Raw genomic sequence first — 16,943 nt, 5'->3', positions numbered from 1 at the left:
TCAGCGCCCGCCCGGCGCGGAAGCCAAGACCGAGGCGATCTCCCGCATCGGCGTCGTGGACCAGTCGTGACCCGCCAGCACGGCCAGAGCGTCGCCCCACCGGCTGAGCAGCCGCTCGGTCTCCCGGGTTCCGGCTCGCCCGCGGGTGCTCGTCGCGCCGAGCCGCAGCAGCGGCCGGACGCCGTCCGCCCGGGGCGGCGGATCCTCCACCATGAACAGATCCACATCCGCGCCGGTCGGGCAGATCGACACCGCGGCGCGGGCCGCCTCGGCCGCGCCCAGCTTCATCGCGACCTGACCGCCACCGCTCAGCTGCGCGGGAAGGTACAGCAAGGCGAACGACAGTCCCGCGTCCCCTGACTGAGGGTGCAGGGCGGATGCCAGGCGCTCGCCGGGCACGCGCTGGTCGCGCAGCGCGGCGAAGATCTCGCCACGGATCGCCGTCAGGTGGTCGAGAACCGTCCCCCGCTGAGGTGGCAGCACGAGCAGGGCGTCGTTGGACAGCCAGCCCACGACGTTCGCCTCGGCCTCGGTCTCGCGGGCCGCGAACATCGTGGTCAACGCCAGCGAGTGCGTGACATGCCCGACCGCGCCGAGTGCGAGGGCGGCGGCGCCGACGGCCAGCAGCGAGCCCTTCGCCTGCCGTACCCGCCGGCGAAGCTCCAGGGTCGTCTCGTCGTCGATCTCGAGCAGCCGCTCGACGAGTTCGTCCGGATCGCCGTCGTCGGGGCGACCCGAGACCGGCCATGCCCGATGGGCGCCCGTCACGGCCCGCCGTCGCCGTCCGACCGCCGCCAGCCCGTCGGGGCCGTCCAGCCACTCCTGGCGTCCGCGCCAGACCTCCGGGTAGGCGTCGGATGCCTGGTCGAGGTCGGCCGCGAGGAGGTCCTCCACCAGCAGGTTGGCCGACCAGGCATCACACACCAGCTGATCGGCGCTCACCACGAGCAGGTGCCGGTCGGCCTCGGCCGTGAAGAGGGCGGCGCGGACCAGGGGCGACGCGCCTGCCGGAAACGGCCGGGTCGCCTCCTGGCGGGCCAGCTCGTACGCGAGCGCCCATCGAGCCTCCCGGCCGGCACCGTCGACCCGATGGCGGGTGAAGGCCGACGTCCCGCCGTCCAGCACCCGATGACCGGTGGCCGAGCCGAACACGCTGCGCAGGGCGGGCCTGCGCGCGACGAGCCGGGCGAGCCGCGCGCGCAGCAGATCCTCGTCGGCGGGTCCGCTGATCTCGATGGCCGCGGTCAGACAGGAACCCTCGCCCGACATCCGGGTCCGCTGCGCGTCGCTGTTCGGGAGCGTCGCCCCTTCAGATGGCTCGCTCACGCGGCTCATCCCCTCTGTCATGTTGTGGCATCGTTCAGAACTGGGTAAGGGTTCCGGCGGTCGTGACCTGCCGCTCGGCGCGGACGAACGCCCACCGCCCCACCAGCAGGAACGCCGTCGACGTGACGGCCAGGCCCACCACCTCGTACGGCAGCGGCAGGAGCGGCGTGGTGCCCAGCGACAGATGCCGGATGATGTCCAGACCCCACGTCGTCGGCAGCACATACGTGAGCGGCCGGACCAGCGGTGGCAGGACCGTCAGCGGAAAGGTGATCCCGGAGAACACCGAGGCGAGTGTCGTGAGGGGGTCGACGAGCGAGTCGGGCCGGCGCAGCCTCAGGGTGGCGGCCCCCGTCAGGTACCCGAAACCGCAGTTGCCCAGCAGCATGACGAGGACCACGGGAACGCTGAGCAGCACCCCCGTCAGCCGGTATGAGGCGCCCAGGAAGCCGATCGCGAAGGCGAGCAGCAAACCGCTGGCGACCAGCGTGAACAGCGTGCCGGTCAGCACCGCCCCGACGACGAAGGACTCGCGCGGGACGGGGGTGGCGAAAGAGTGCTCCAGGACACCGGTGTCGCGGTCGGACTTCAGGGTGCCGGAAACCCCCCAGACGGCACCCACCAGGAGCGAGGCGACCAGCAGGCCGAGGCCGAGCCAGCCGGCCAGGTCGTCGGTGCCGGCCATGGTGGCCAGACCCACCGCCGAGCCGTTGACCAGGAAGGCCGAGCCGAGCAGCAGCGCCGGCAGCGCCATCTCGTACAAGGGCGTGAGCAGCACCAGGTTGATCATGCTCAGCGGATAGCGGCGCTGCACCTGGAACTCTCGCCGCACGATCGCCGTGACAACCAGCATCAATACTGCCCCAATCGTCCGGTCCGGTGGGCGCTGCGCAGCGCCCAGCTCAGGGAGATCGTGGCCAGCACGCTCATGGCGACTCCGACACCCAGCAGGTAGACCAGCCGAGTTCCGGTCCCGGCGGCCCAGGCCGGTCGCAGCACCTGCTCACGGAGCACCTCAAGGATCTGCGTCGGCGGCAGAGCCCGGCTGATCGGCTGGATCCAGTCAGGGAGCACCGCGATCGGGTAGGTGACGCCGCACACCAGTCCCAGAGCGCCACGTACGGCCTCGACGACGCCCTCGGCGTCCCGGAAGCGCAGGGTGATGACCGACATGAGGGCTCCGAGGGCGAACAGCGCCGGAATGGAGGCGAGCACGACCACCAGACCCGCCAGGAGCTGCTGCGGGCCGATCGGAACGCCGAAGGCGAACCGCAGCATCAGACCGACGACGGTGAAGAGCAGGCCGGCCGGAATCAGCTGTGCGGTGGCCGGCCCGAAAAGGATCGTGAAGCGCGAGACCGGGCTCAGATAGACCATCTCGAGCGAGCCCTGCATGCGCTCGGTCCGCAGCGCGCTGCCCGGCCCCCACATCATCTGGGAGATCCACAGGTAGATCGCCCATCCGAGGTAGATGAACCCCGCTATCTGCGTGGTCCCCGAGCGGCTCGCGAAGACGTCCAGCGCCTGCCGGCTGGCGCCGGAGTAGCCGACGGCCTGCGCGTAGTAGCCGGCCGGGACGACGACCGCCGCGCCGGCCAGGGTGACGAGGTTGCTCTTGTAGCGAGCCATCACCTGCCACTCCTTGCGTACGGCCGCGCGGAAGGCGGCCGACTCAGCGCCGAGCCGGGTCATCGTCCGAGGCCGATCCGGTCACCGCGAGAAAGACGTTCTTGAGACTCACCGGCTCGCTCTCGATTCTCAGGACCGCGGTCTGGTGCCGGCTGGACGCCGCGATGATCCAGGGGACCAGGTCATCGGGGTACTGGCTCAGCAGGGTGAGCACCACGGCTTCACCGTCGCGATCGATCGTGATCCGCGCGACCCTGGACAACTCGCCGACGAACGCCCGCAGCACGCCGTCGCCGGGGTGACGCAGCCGGGCGTGGATGACCTGGGCCGCGCCGATCGACTGCTTCAGCTCGGCGGGGGTGCCCTCGGCGACCAGGCGGCCGCTCTCGATGATGCCCACCCGGTCGGAGAGCGCGTCGGCCTCGGCCATGTCGTGCGTGGTCAGGATGATGGTCTGGCCGGCCCGCCGCAGCTCGCGTACGTGCTCGTGAAGGTTCTCCGCGGAGTGCACGTCGAGGCCGCTGGTCGGCTCGTCGAGCAGGATCACCGCGGGCCGGTTGAGCAGCGCCCGGGCGATCACCAGGCGCTGCCGCATGCCGGTGGAGTACTGCTCCACGTGATCGTCGGCCCGGTCGCTCAGGTTCATTTCGTCGAGCACCTGCTGGATACGGGCCCGGGACCGGCGGCGCGAGCGGCCGTGCAGGGCGGCGAAATACTCCAGGTTCTGGCGCGCGGTGAGCTTCCAGTAGACGCTGCGTTCCCCGCCAAGCGCCACGCCGAGCAGTTTGCGCACGTCCCGCTGCCGATCCCGCGTGTCGTGGCCGCACACGCTGATCCGGCCCGCGGTCGGCGTCATCAACGTAGCGATCATGCGGATGATGGTGGACTTGCCGGCCCCGTTACGGCCGAGCAGCCCGAACACCTTTCCTGGCGGCACCCGCAGGTGAACCCCGTCGACGGCCGCCACGGGCTCCCCATCGGCGCTCTTGCGACCGGGATAGATCTTGGTCAGGCCCACCAGCTCCACCGCGGGAGCGACGCTCGATGTTCGGCTCGGCGCGCTGACCCCGGTGGGCGGGCTGGTGTAGTCAGCCCAGGGCATCGCGGATCACCCCGATCAGCATTTCCTCCGACCGTGGGGTCAGGAAGTGCCCTCCAGGCAGCGGGTGATGGGAGAAAGGGCCGGTGGTGATGTCCCGCCAGCGCGGTAACACCGCGGGCGGGACGGTGCCGTCGTCGACGCCGCCCACCGCGGTGACCGGGCAGGCCAGCCATGGCTCCGCCGGCCAGCTCGCCGTCTCGATCAGGCGCAGGTCACCGCGCGTGATGTCGAGCGCCATCTCGATCATCTCGGGAAAGGCGGACAGCTCCTCAGGCAGGCCCCCGTACGACCTGAGCTTGTGCAGCAGACGCTCGCGCGGCAGGAGATGGATCGGCGAGTCCGGATCCGGACGACTCGGTGGCCGGGACGCCCCGACGAAGACGTGGGCCGGTGCCTGCGACCTCGACGCGATCATCCGCAGCGCGAACGCGCAGGCTACGTAGGCGCCGGCGCTGTGACCGTAGACAGCGTAAGGACGCCCGTCGAGCTCGGCGCCGACGACGTCGGCGAGCGTGGCGGTCAGCGCCGCCAGATCGCTCTCCAGCGGCTCCAGGAATCGGCTCTCCCTGCCGGGCAGCTGAATCGGCCAGACATCTATCCCGGCCTTTCCCAGCGGTCCGGGCCACTGCCGGTAGGTGGACGCCCCACCGCCGGCGTGATGGAAGCACAGCAGGATCAGGTTCGCGGTGTCCGCGCGCTTGGCGAACCGCACCCAGGGCGCGAGTGGATCTTCGATCGCCGCGGGCCGGGTCACGACCGCGCCTCCGCGGCCTTCTGCTCGAGAATGTGCTCGGCGAGCCCGGACACGGTCGGGTAGGCGAAGAGGCTGGCGATCGGCAGCGTGATCGACAGCCCGTCGCGGATGCGGGTCGACAGCTGCACGGCGACCAGCGAGTTCCCGCCCAGGTCGAAGAAGTCGTCGTCGAGACCGATCTGGCTCATCCCGAGCGTTCCCGCCCAGTAGCCGGCCAGGACCCGTTGCAGCTCGGTCTGCGGTGCCACATACGGTGTGTCGATCAGGCGTTCCTGCGTGGGCGGCCCCTTCGACAGCCGGGCGTCGCCGAGCTGCTCCTCCAGTACGTCGAGGGTGAGCGACTCGGTTCTGCGCAGGCTCCGGTGCAGGCCCTCCGGGCAGATGACCAGGTGCGGGGCCGGGCGCCAGCGCTGGATGCGGCGCAGCACCTCCAGACCGAGCTCCGCGGTGATGCCGGCCGCGGACATGGACTCCGGGTAGCCGCCGTCATGGCTGACCGGCGCGTCGTCCTCGCCGCTGAATTGGGCACGTACGCGGGCCGGGTCGACCAGGCGTTCGGTGTAGCCGAAGATTTCGGCGATGGCCCGGCCGTCGTCGTGCAGCAGCGTGATGTCAAAGGCGTCGATCTCGGCGCCGTCCTCGGACAGATGCCGGATATGGGCCCAGAACACCGGTGGAAGGGGTTCGTGCACGATGATGCGGTCATATCCCAGCGGGAGATGGGTGTCGCCCCGGGCGACCCGCAGCGCGTCGTACTTGGCGTTGCCGATGGCCGTGTCGAGAAGGGCGGGATGGATCCGGAACTGGCCGCACTCGGGCCAGAACTCCTCGCCGAGCTCGATGCGCGAGAGCTCCTCGCGGTTGCCGACGGTGATGCTCTTGACGTTGCCCGTCCAGCGCGCCCCCAGCTGGATCAGCCGGCCGGGCGCGGCGAGTTCGTGCTCCCCGACCTGGAAGGCGGAGCACCGATCGGCGATGGCCGCGAGGTCGTAGGTGGGCACCTTCTGGTCGTCGAGGGGCACGATCCGGCCGTGCATGCGCTCGGTCCACGCGCGCGGCTCGGGACCGACCGCCGCGGCCGACACCGTCACGGCGTGACCGTCGCCGTCGGGCCGCAGGGTGATCCGCACTTCGGTCGGCCGGCTCACGCCGATCGGGCTGAGGAAGATGACATCGGTGATCGCGGCCGGCCCGGTGACCGCCTCGGCGTAGGCGCCGTCGATCATCTCCAGCAAGGCCGCGCCCACCAGCACCTCCTGACCGCCGACCCGGTGCTCGCTGGTGACCCAGTGCTTGCCCGGCTCCCACACGGTGGCGAAGACGATGTCGTCGCCGCCGACGGTCTGCCGGTCGAGCAAGGGGTGCCTGGCCGCTTCGAACCGGACGCCGGTCTGCAACGCCCTGAACGCCGCGGGGGCGGCGTGGTCGGTGTCGGTGGCCATGCCGAACTCGCTCCACCTGTCCCAGCCGACCGAGTGGACGGGCAGGTCCCGCTGGACCGCCCAGCGGGCGAAAGCGTCCTCCACGTTGTTGGCCGCGCAGTAGTCGACCTGGCCGAAGGTGGCACCGACAGCGGTGATGGACGAGAAGAGGATCATGAACTCGACCTCGGCGCCGAGCAGGCGGTGCAGGGCGATGGTGCCCGCCACCTTCGGCGCGAGCACACCGGCCGCGTCCTGGTCCGTACGGACCGCCATCATGCCGCCGCCGGCGACTCCCGCTGAGTGATAGACGCCGTCGATCCGCCCGCATCGGCTCCGGACGTCGGCGAGGACCGCCGCGAGAGCTTGCTCGTCGGCGACGTCGCAGCGCACCGGCACCACTGTCGAGCCCCGCTCCTCGATCGCGAGCAGCCGGGACAGCTTGTGCCGTACGGGCTCGGCCGTGTCGTCCGCCGTGACCAGAGCGTCCCAGTCGGCACGGGGCGGCAGCGCGGAGCGGCCCATCAACACGAGGGTCACGGGTGCCGTCTTGGCCAGATCCTCCGCGACGGCGAGCCCGATGCCGCCCAGGCCGCCGGTGATCAGATAGGTGCCGCCGGGGCGGACGGCCGGGTCGGGCTGGTCCAGCTCGTCGAGGTCGATGCTCCGGAAGGCCAGGCACCAGCGTTTACGGCCGCGCCAGGCGATCTGGCGGTGTTCGGAAGGGCTGGCGAACTCGGCGACGAGCTGCCGGGCGACCGTGTCGGGAGCCAGGCTGGTGGGCATGGCCAGGTCGATGGCGCGCACCTGGGCGCGGGGTATCTCGCGGGGCATCAGCAGGACCGGGCCGAGCAGCGCCGCCTTGACGGGCTCCAGCCGCTCGGTGCCGGCCACCTCCTGGAGGTTGCTCGACACGACGTGCACGCGGATGTCGTCCTCCCTGGCCTCCCCGGCGAGGAACTGTCCGAGGTGGAGGAGGCTGTAGAAGGCGTCGTCGAGGGTCCGCTCCACCACGTCGGCGGCGAGCGCGTCGGGCGCCGGGTCGGTGAGCGCCCAGGCGTGCACGATGTCGGCCGGCGGCTCGTCCGCCAGGGCGTCCATGAGCCGGCCGAGGTCGTCGGCGCTGCCGGGACGCATGGTGAACCGGTCGTCTCCCAGGGCGGCGAAGTCTGTGCCGGGTCTTACCAGGGTGACTCTCGTGCGGGGTTCGAGCTCCCGTACGAGCGCGTCCACGACGGGATGGTCGGCGCCGAGCACGAGCCAGTGCCCACCGGAGACGGGCGGCGCCGGGACCGGCAGCGGGTCCTCTCTCCAGTGCGGGACATAGGCGCACTTCTCCGCCGGGAGCGGCCCTTCCATCTCGATGGGGGCGTCGTCGGCCGTCGAGGCGGGCGGATCGGGCTCCACCCAATACCGCCGGCGTTCGAAAGGGTAGGTCGGCAGCGGCACGCGGGCGCGGCGTCCGGACCAGGCGGTCCAGTCGAGGTCGACACCGTTGACCCACAGGGTGCCGAGCGCCTCCGCCAGGATCGCGCCCTCCTCGGCGGTTCGCCGCGGATGTCCCATCGTCGTCACGATCGGCACGACGCGGTGCCCCACGCACTGCCGGGCCAGCTTCGACAGCGTGTCGCCGGGACCGACCTCGGCGAGCACGACGTCCTCGTCGGCCGTCAACGTGGCGACGCAGTCGGCGAAGCGGACCGGCGCCCGCAGATGCGCCGCCCAGTACGCCGGGTCCGTGGCCTGTTCATCGGTGATCCACGTGCCGCTGACGTTGGACACGAACGGGATCGCCGGCGCGGCAAGAGGGACGGCGGCCACGGCGGCGGTGAAGTCGGCCAGGCACGGCTCCATCAGCACCGAGTGGAAGGCGTGCGAGGTGTGCAGGCGGGTGGCGGCCAGACCGTTCGCCGCGAACACCTCGGCGGCCTCGTCCAGGCGCTCCGGCGGACCGGCCACCACGGTGGACAGTGGCCCGTTGACCGCCGCGATCTCGACCCCGCCGGGCATCAGGCCCGCGATGTGCGGCTCCGAGCCGGCCACCGCGAGCATCGCGCCGGGAGCCATCGCGTACATCAACCGGCCGCGCGCGGCGACCACGGCCAGCACGTCGGGCAGGCTGAAGACCCCGGCGAGATGCGCCGCGACATACTCGCCGATCGAGTGCCCGATCATCGCGGCCGGCGACAGGCCCGCCGACATCAGCAGCCGGGCCTGCGCGTACTCGACGCAGAACAGCGCCGGCTGGCTGTAGCGGGTCTGGCCGAGCAGTTCACCGGCCTCAGCGGCGTCCGTGTACAGCAGGTCGCGCAGGTCGAGACCGTCGAGGTGGTCGCGCAGGAGCTCCGCGCACTCGTCCAGTGCCTCGCGGAACACCGGCTCGGTCAGATATAGGTCGCGGCCCATGTTCACGTGCTGGGTGCCCTGGCCGGGGAACATCATCGCCGGCCGGATGCGTCTGAGGGCGCCGGGCGAGGTGATCTGCCTTCTGGGGTCGGTCGCGCTCAAGGCCGCGACGGCCTCTCCGATGCTCGACGCGACAACGGCCCGCCGGTACGGCAGCGCCGCCCGGCCCACTTGCAGGGTGTAGGCGACATCGGCCAGCTCGGGCAGCTCGGCCGGTTCGCTCTCGGCGAGGGCCGCGCCGAGCCGGCGGCCGGCGCTCTCCGCCGCGGTCGCGGTCTTCCCCGAGAGGGGCAGGACATGGTGCCGGCGCGGTGGCGGGGGCAGCGGATCCGATGGGGGCGCCTCTTCGACGATGACGTGCGCGTTGGTACCGCCGATGCCGAAGGAGCTGACCCCCGCACGGCGCGGCGTGCTCCCCTCAGGCCAGGGGACGATCTCGGTGGGCACGTAGAAGGGACTGGTGTCCAGGTCGAGGCTGGGGTTCGGGACCGAGAAGTTGATGTTCGGCGGGATCTCCCGGTGGTGCAGCGCCAGTACGGCCTTGATGAGCCCCGCGACTCCGGCCGCCGGACCGAGGTGCCCGATATTGGCCTTGACCGAGCCGATCGGGCACTCGCCCACCCGGGTGTCCCCGGCCGCGCGGTAGGCCCGGGTCAGCCCGGCGACCTCGATCGGATCGCCGACCAGCGTGCCCGTCGCGTGGGCCTCCACGAAGCCGATGCTCTGCGGGGTGACCTCCGCCACCGCGAGCGCCTCGACGATGAGTTGCGCCTGACCCTCGACTCCCGGCGCGGTGAAGCCCACCCGGTCGCCGCCGTCGTTGTTGACCGCCGATCCCCTGATCACCGCGTAAATGTGGTCACCCGCGGCGCGCGCGTCATCGAGCCGTTTGAGTGCCACGACACCGACACCGGTGCCGAACAGCGTCCCGGAGGCGTCGGTGTCGAAGGGCCGGATATGGCCGGTCCGCGAGTAGATTCCGCCCTCGACCCAGGTGTATCCCTCGCGGTAGGGCAGCTCGACCTCGACCGCCCCGGCCAGCGCGTAGTCGCATTCGCCGGAGCGGAGCGCCTGGCCGGCGAGGTGCACGGCGACGAGCGCGGTGGAACAGGCGGTCTGCACGTTGATGCTCGGGCCGCGGAAGCCCAGCCGGTAGGAGACGGTCGTGGCCAGGTAGTCGGGGCTGTTGCTGACCTCGATGGTCATACCGCCGACGGCGGCCTTGATCTCCGCGTTGCGGGCGACGTTCCGCTCGCCGTAGAAGTTGTTGGCCATGCCGCCGAACACGCCGACGAGCCCGCCGATCGCGCTCACGTCATATCCGCTGTCCTCGACGGCGGCGTAGCAGCTCTCCAGGAACAACCGGCCCTGCGGGTCGCGTACCTCGGCCTCACGTGGCGTGTAGCCGAAGAAGCGGGCGTCGAACCCCTCCATGTCGTCGATCAGCGCGGCGGCATTCACATAATGGGGGTGTTTGAAGGCTCGGGGTTCGACGCCGGCCGCGGCGAGTTCCGCCTCGCTGAGGCGGCTGATGGTCTCCACTCCGCCGGCCAGATTCCGCCAATACTCGTCGGGGGTGGTGGCGCCGGGAAATCGACAGGCCATTCCGACGATCGCGATGTGGTCGTCGCGCAGTTGGTCCGCCATCAGCCCTCCGCACATCGTTTGAGATAACGCGGCCAACGGTAGCCATGGGCGTGAGATCGGCCAATGTCATATTTATGGGACCGGGGGCGTCGCTTTTAACAGGGCCACTTCTCTCGACGGGAATTGCGTCAGCTAAATCGGACGTGTCCATCGCCTGCGGCTGTTCAGTATCTTCCTGACCTCATAAGCATTGCGCGACCGATGGGAAGGACCTCTGCGGTGAGCGTGGACCAGGCGGCGGGAAATCGAATCGCAATCATCGGCATGGCCGGCCGCTTTCCCGGCGCCGCCGACGTCGAGCAGCTCTGGGGCAATCTGGTCGGCGGTGTGGAGTCCCTCACCGAACTCACCGACGAGCAGTTGCGGGCGAACGGCGCGCCGCGCGCCCAGATGAACGACCCGAACTACGTCCGGCTGCGGCCGATGCTCGCGGACATGGAGTATTTCGACGCCAAGTACTTCGGCTACAGCACCCGTGAGGCCGAGGTCGTCGACCCGCAGCAACGGATCTTCCTCGAGGTCTGCCACACCGCCCTGCAGCAGGCCGGCTACGATCCCGCCCGCTACCAGGGCAGCATCGGCGTGTACGGTGGAAGCGGGCCCAACCGCTACAACTACGAGAACATCTACTCCAACGCCAAGGTCCGCCGCGCCGTCGGCGACATGGCGGTCGAGATCAACAACAACCAGGACTACCTCGCGGCTCGCGTCGCCTACGCGCTCGGCCTCACCGGCCCCGCCGTGTCGATCGCCACGGCCTGCTCGACGTCGCTGGTCGCCGTCCACCTCGCCTATCGAGCCCTGGCCACCGGCGAGTGTGCCATGGCCATAGCCGGCGGCGTGAACGTGATGCTCCCCTACTACCGCGGACAGCGCTGGGCCGAGAACAGCATCTACACGCGGGACGGCCACGTCCGGGCGTTCGACGCGGCCGCCAGCGGCACCAACTTCGGCCACGGCGCGGGCGCCGTCGTGCTCAAGCGGTACGAGGACGCGGTCAAGGACGGCGACCACATCCTGGCCGTCATCATCGGCTCGGCGGTGAACAACGACGGGGCCAGGCCCACCTTCACCGCCCCCGCGCAGGACGGTCAGCAGGCCGTCATCTCCGAGGCGCTCGAGGTGGCGGGGGTGCACCCGGACAGCATCGGCTACGTCGAGGCGCACGGGACCGCCACCGCGGTGGGCGATCCCATCGAGGTCTCCGCTCTCTCCGCCGCCTACCGGGCGGCGGGCGCGACCGGCAGCCAGGTGTGCCCCATCGGGTCGATCAAGACCAATGTCGGCCATCTCGGTCCGGCGGCGGGTGTCGCCGGCCTGATCAAGGCCGTGCTCGCCATGAGGAACACCCTGATCCCCGCGTCGCTGAACTTCACCACTCCCAACCCGAAGATCCCTTTCGAGGAGACGCCCTTCTACGTCAACCGGGAGCTCTCCCCATGGGCCGAGGGAGAGACGCCCAGACGGGCGGGCGTCAGCTCCTTCGGAATCGGCGGTACCAACGCGCACGTCATCATCGAGGAAGCGCCCGAGGTCCCGCCGGGCCCGTCCAGCCGGCCCTGGCGGGTCCTGCCCCTTTCGGCCAAGACCGAGACCTCCCTGGCCACCATGCGGGCGCAGCTCGCCGAGCACCTGCGGACCCACCCCGAGCTGCCGGTCGAGGACGTCTCCCACACACTCACCGTGGGCCGGCCGGCGCTCGAACACCGGAGCTTCGTGGTCGCCAGGGACGGCGCGGAGGCCGCCGCCGAGTTGGAGGGCGCCGGGCCGGTCGGAGCCGCCCGCACCGGCGCCCCTACGCCGGTGGCGCTCATGTTCCCCGGTCAGGGCACGCAGCATGTGGACATGGCCGCCGAGCTGTACGCCACCGAACCGCTCTTCGCCGCGACCGTCGACCACTGCGCGACGCTCCTGCGACCGCACCTCGGCTGCGACATTCGCGACGTCATCTTCAGCGCGCGCGGTGCGGGCGATCACGAGCGGATGGCGGAGAGCCTGCGGGCCACCCGCCTGGCCCAGCCCGCGCTGTTCGTCATCGAGTACGCCCTGGCCACCCTCTGGCTGTCCAGGGGACTGCGGCCGACTGCGATGGTGGGCCACAGCATCGGCGAATACGTCGCCGCGTGCCTGGCCGAGGTGTTCACCCTCCCGGAGGCCCTCGAACTGGTGGCGATCCGCGGCGCGCTCGTCCAGTCGATGCCACCCGGCGACATGCTCGCGGTCCCCATGCGCGAAGCCGATCTCGCCCCGCTGCTCACCGACAGCTTGAGCCTGGCCGCGGTGAACAGCCCCTCGACCAGCGTGGTGGCCGGTCCGGCCGATGAGGTGGAGCTGCTCCTCGGCTGGCTCGACGCGCGCGGGGTGACGAGCCGGCGCCTGCGCACCTCGCACGCCTTCCACTCGGCGATGATGGACCCCGCCATGGAGCCCCTGCGTGCGGCCGTGGCCAGGATCGGTCCCAAGAAGCCGACCCGGGCGTTCGTGTCCACTCTCACCGGCACGTGGATCACCCCGGAGCAGGCCACCGATCCCGGCTACTGGGCCGACCAGTTGCGCGGCACCGTACGCTTCGCGCAGGCCTGCCAGGTCATCGGCGAATCCGGGGCGATCCTGCTCGAGGTGGGGCCGGCGCAGACGCTCACCACGCTCGCCCGGCAGACGCTGGGCAAGGCGGCCACGGTCGTGCCGTCCCTGAGCCGCGCCGGGTCGGCTGAATCCGATCTGCGGTGGCTCGCCGTGGCGGCCGGAACCCTCTGGACGCACGGCGCGGAAATCGACTGGACCATCGTCCAGGATCCGCGCGGGCGGCGGCGCGTTCCGCTGCCCGCCTATCCCTTCGAACGGCAGAGATTCTGGGTGGAGCCGGACGACCTGCACGAGGATGCGGCGCTGGAGGAGGAGTCCCAGGCACTGGCCATCGAGGACGCGACATTCGTCCCTGTATGGCGTCCCCGCCGGCGAGGCGCGGCGGCCGGGATCACTGGCTCCTGGCTGGTCTTCACCACCGGCGATGAGCTGGTGGAGTCCCTGGCCGACCAGCTCGCCGCGCGTGGCGCCTCGGTCGTCCGGGTCGGGCTCGGCGACGGCTTCGCCGACCTCGGTGACGGACGCTACGAGGTGAGCCCCGCCAGCAGAGCCGACTACCGGGCGCTGCTGGCGGCGCTGGACGAGGCGGCATGGCGGCCTACGAGCGTCCTGCACGGGTGGACGGCGATGCCCGGCCAGTCCGACGTCGACGCGGTCAAGGACGCCGGGTTCTACAGCCTGCTCTTCCTCACCCAGTCCCTTGAGGAGGCCTGGCCCGATCACCGGGTCGGGATCAGGGTGCTGACCAGCGAATGCTGCAACGTCTCCGGCGCGGACCCCGTCGAGCCGGTCAAGGCCCTGCTGATCGGGCCGTGCCGCGTCGTGCCGACCGAGTCATCGACTCTGTCCTGCCAGCTGATCGACGTGTCGGCGAGCAGCGCGGAGCACCTGCTGGCCGAGCTGGCCGCCCCGATCGAGGACGACACGGTCGCCTACCGGGCCGGGCGGCGCTGGGTGCAGGAGTACGACCAGGTCTCCCTCCCTTCCAGAACCGAGCTTCCCTGGGTGTTGCGCCGCCGCGGCGTCTACCTGATCACCGGTGGCACCGGCGGCATCGCCCTGGAGGTCGCCAAGGAGCTGGCCCGTACGGTGGCCGCCCGGCTCGTGCTGGTGAACCGCACGCCGATGCCACCACGCGACCAGTGGGACGAGCGGCTGTCCGCCGCCGACGACGACCAGCTGAGCGCCCGGATCCTCGGCGTGCGGCAGGTGGAGGAGCTGGGCGGGGAGGTCCTCGTCGCCGCCGCCGACGTCGCGGACGAGGCGGCCATGCGCGAGGTGCTGCTGGCGGCACGGGAGCGGTTCGGCCGGATCGACGGGGTCTTCCACGCGGCCGGGGTGGCCGGTGGCGGCCTGGCGGCGATGCGCTCAAGGGAGAACGCCGACTTGGTCCTCGCGCCGAAGGTGGACGGCACCCTGGTGCTCGATCGGCTGCTCGGCCAGGAGGTCGACCTGTTCGTGATGTTCTCCTCGATCGTCGCGGTCACCGGTGACTACGGCATGGTGGACTACTGCTCGGCCAACGCGTTCATGGACGCCTTCGCCCAGGCCCGTGCCGCCGGCCGCCGCCAGACGGTCTCCGTCAACTGGTGCGGCTGGACCGAGGTGGGCATGCTCGAGAAGACTCTGGCCAGCGCCCCCAGCGGCTTCCGCGATCTGGAGCGGGGCATCGGCTACTCCACGGCGGGACATCCGCTGCTCGGCCGGCGGGTGCTCGGGACCGGCGACGACATCGTGTTCTCGGCCCGGATAGACGGAGACTTCCACTGGGTGCTGACCGACCACCAGATGGCCGGCCGGCCCGTCTTCCCCGGCACCGCGTACGCGGAGATCGTCTGCGCCGCCTACCGCGAGGCCGTACAGGACGGTCCCGTCGAGATCCGCGACCTGTTCTTCACCCGCCCGCTGGCCATCGACGGCCCCCGTGAGCTGCGCGTCACCGGGCGACGCAACTCCTCGAAGGTCTTCGAGTTCACCGTGTCCTCGCGGCCCTGCGACCAGGGTGACGCGCCATGGGAGCAGCACGCCCTCGCCTACGCCTCGGCGGGCGCCGAAGCCGGCCCGGACCGGCACGATGTGGCCGCCATCTCGGCCCGCTGCGACCTCGTGACCTGGGACCCGGATCTCGACTCGCCCTTGTCCCCGGTCGTGTTCGGTCCGCACTGGCGGGTGGTGGACTCGGTGCGGAGCGGGCACGGGGAGCACCTGGTCTCGCTCACCCTCCCGGAGGAGCTGACGGCGGACGTCGGCGCCTTCTGCGTGCATCCGTCGTTGCTCGACGGCGCGACCTCGCTCGGTCTGTTCCTGCCGGAGCTGGCGGCCGCGGGCCGCACCTTCCTGCCGCTGGCCTACGACCGGCTGAGCGTGCACGCGCCGCTGCCGCCGCGGGTGTTCAGCCACGTCCGCGAGGTGGGGGCCAGGGGCGCCGAACGGGACGTGGCCTCGTACGACATCACGATCCTGGACGAGGGTGGCGCCGAGCTGGTGACCATCTCCGGCTTCTCCGTCCGCTACCTCGACACCGCGGCCGCGCGGCAGGACCGGCCGGCCGCGGGCGGCGCCATCACCACCGGCGGCTCGGCGAGTGGCGGATCCGACCAGATACTCGAAACGCTGATCACGCCGGGTCAGGGCGTCGACCTCATGTGGCGGGTCCTCAGCGGTCCCGCCGAACCGCAGTACGTGGTCACCCGGGAGCGCCCGACGGACCGGGCCCGGCGCATCGCGCGGATCGCCGCCGGTATCGCGGAGGCGGCCGGCGGCCAGCTGGCCGGGACGGCGGTCCGCGACCCGCGTATCCCGCTGGTCTCGCCCGGGACGGCGACCAAGACGGAAGAGCAGCTGATCGAGCTCTGGCAGGACGCCTTCGGCCTCAGCCGGCTCGGGCTGGACGAGGACTTCTTCGACCTCGGCGGCAACTCGCTGGTCTCGGTGCAACTGGCGGTCCGGATCCGCGAGCGCTTCGGCATCAACCTGTCAGGGATCGTGATCCTCGAATATCCGACGGTCAGGGAGCTCGCCGTCCAGGTCGACGAGGCCCTGGCCGACCGTTGATGGAGGACAGCACCATGGCGGCGCCGGGATCCGAGTCCGTCCTGACGACCCTGTACGCGCACGCGCTGCGCTGGGGCGAGCTGTCGACCGACGACGACCTGGTGTCCGGAGAGCTGGGGTTACCGGCGACGGCCGTCACGGCGGCCGTCGCCGAGCTGAAGCGGCTGCACCTGCTCCGCCTCCGGTCCGGACCCGGGCACGCCAAGCTGGTTCCCGTCGATCCCGAAGTGGCGACGGCGACCCTGGTCTCCCCGATCGACGAGGAGGTGCACCGGCGGCGGCTGGCCATCAGCCAGATCCACGACCAGCTCGACATGTTCAGAGGGCATTACGCCGAGCACCAACGCAGCAGGTCCGATCACCCCGCCCTGGAGGAACTGCACGACCGCGACGAGCTGGCCGGCCACCTCTACATCGCGGGCAAGCGCTGTGAGAAGGAGTTCGTCTCCTTCCGGCCGAACCAGACGACGGTCGAGCATCTCCCGCCGGGTGGGCGGGCGATGCTCGACCGTGGCGTCCGCGTGCGTCTGCTCCTGCAGCACGCGGCGCGTACCGACATCCGGGCCCGGTCGGAGCTGGACACCCTCATCGAGGGCGGGGCCCAGGTACGCACGGCGAGCCAGTTGTCCAGGCATCTGATGGTGTTCGACACCGACGTGGCGTTCCTGCTGCATGACGCCGCCGGGGCGAAGCCGCTCGCCGTGGTGATCCGCAACGCCTCGGCGGTCCGTCTCCTGCTGGACCTGGTCGAGACGACCTGGAGCTCTGCCCACCCCTACCTGGCCAAGTCGATCGGCTACCACGAGGTCGCCGATCACCTGCATCGGACGATCATCCAGCTGCTCGCCCAGGGGCTGACCGACGAGGCGGTCGCCCGGCGGCTCGGGGTCTCCGTACGCACCTGCCGGCGGCACATCGCCACAGTGCTGCGCGACCTCGACGCCGTGAGCCGGTTCCAGGCCGGTGTCCGGGTCGGGGCCGCGCATCACGACCTGTAGTGATTCAGTGCCGCCGTCCT

Annotated in this window: 8 protein-coding genes; 2 read left to right on the top strand and 6 right to left on the bottom strand. The window is 71.1% G+C overall.

The window, feature by feature from the left end; all coding sequences use genetic code 11:
• The 6 genes from AB0B61_RS47320 to AB0B61_RS47295 are packed head-to-tail and all read right to left on the bottom strand — an operon-like array spanning window position 1 to window position 10,285.
• Window positions 1-1,326, bottom strand: coding sequence for a condensation domain-containing protein (locus tag AB0B61_RS47320; RefSeq protein WP_358447326.1), 1,326 nt, complete (start codon window positions 1,324-1,326; stop codon window positions 1-3).
• 34 nt (window positions 1,327-1,360) lie between these two features.
• Complete coding sequence (locus AB0B61_RS47315) at window positions 1,361-2,179, bottom strand: ABC transporter permease (protein ID WP_358447325.1); 819 nt, start codon at window positions 2,177-2,179, stop codon at window positions 1,361-1,363.
• Window positions 2,179-3,018, bottom strand: coding sequence for an ABC transporter permease (locus tag AB0B61_RS47310; RefSeq protein WP_358447323.1), 840 nt, complete (start codon window positions 3,016-3,018; stop codon window positions 2,179-2,181). Before AB0B61_RS47310 ends, AB0B61_RS47315 begins: the two co-directional genes overlap by 1 nt.
• Window positions 2,999-4,057: an ABC transporter ATP-binding protein gene (locus tag AB0B61_RS47305; RefSeq protein WP_358447321.1), complete on the bottom strand. Its 1,059-nt coding sequence runs from the start codon at window positions 4,055-4,057 to the stop codon at window positions 2,999-3,001. Before AB0B61_RS47305 ends, AB0B61_RS47310 begins: the two co-directional genes overlap by 20 nt.
• Window positions 4,044-4,811, bottom strand: coding sequence for an alpha/beta fold hydrolase (locus AB0B61_RS47300; RefSeq protein ID WP_358447319.1), 768 nt, complete (start codon window positions 4,809-4,811; stop codon window positions 4,044-4,046). Before AB0B61_RS47300 ends, AB0B61_RS47305 begins: the two co-directional genes overlap by 14 nt.
• Window positions 4,808-10,285 carry an SDR family NAD(P)-dependent oxidoreductase gene (locus AB0B61_RS47295; RefSeq protein WP_358447317.1) on the bottom strand — a complete coding sequence of 1,826 codons (5,478 nt, stop codon included), beginning with the start codon at window positions 10,283-10,285 and terminating at the stop codon, window positions 4,808-4,810. The genes AB0B61_RS47300 and AB0B61_RS47295 overlap by 4 nt, the downstream gene beginning before the upstream one ends.
• Before the next feature lie 219 nt (window positions 10,286-10,504).
• Between AB0B61_RS47295 and AB0B61_RS47290 the strand changes: the two genes are divergently transcribed.
• Window positions 10,505-15,925, top strand: coding sequence for an SDR family NAD(P)-dependent oxidoreductase (locus tag AB0B61_RS47290; RefSeq protein ID WP_358447315.1), 5,421 nt, complete (start codon window positions 10,505-10,507; stop codon window positions 15,923-15,925).
• 14 nt (window positions 15,926-15,939) lie between these two features.
• Window positions 15,940-16,923, top strand: coding sequence for a LuxR C-terminal-related transcriptional regulator (locus AB0B61_RS47285; protein ID WP_358447314.1), 984 nt, complete (start codon window positions 15,940-15,942; stop codon window positions 16,921-16,923).
• The last annotated feature ends 20 nt before the right edge of the window (window positions 16,924-16,943 follow it).

The sequence above is a fragment of the Nonomuraea sp. NPDC049158 genome (assembly GCF_040648335.1).
Classification (GTDB): domain Bacteria; phylum Actinomycetota; class Actinomycetes; order Streptosporangiales; family Streptosporangiaceae; genus Nonomuraea.
This window is presented reverse-complemented; position numbering and strand designations above follow the sequence as displayed.

Bases quoted from the DNA above. Each gene is read 5' to 3' on its own strand.
- AB0B61_RS47315 (WP_358447325.1), bottom strand. From the start codon at position 2,179: ATGCTGGTTGTCACGGCGATCGTGCGGCGAGAGTTCCAGGTGCAGCGC.
- AB0B61_RS47310 (WP_358447323.1), bottom strand. From the start codon at position 3,018: ATGACCCGGCTCGGCGCTGAGTCGGCCGCCTTCCGCGCGGCCGTACGC.
- AB0B61_RS47305 (WP_358447321.1), bottom strand. From the start codon at position 4,057: ATGCCCTGGGCTGACTACACCAGCCCGCCCACCGGGGTCAGCGCGCCG.
- AB0B61_RS47295 (WP_358447317.1), bottom strand. From the start codon at position 10,285: ATGGCGGACCAACTGCGCGACGACCACATCGCGATCGTCGGAATGGCC.
- AB0B61_RS47285 (WP_358447314.1), top strand. From the start codon at position 15,940: ATGGCGGCGCCGGGATCCGAGTCCGTCCTGACGACCCTGTACGCGCAC.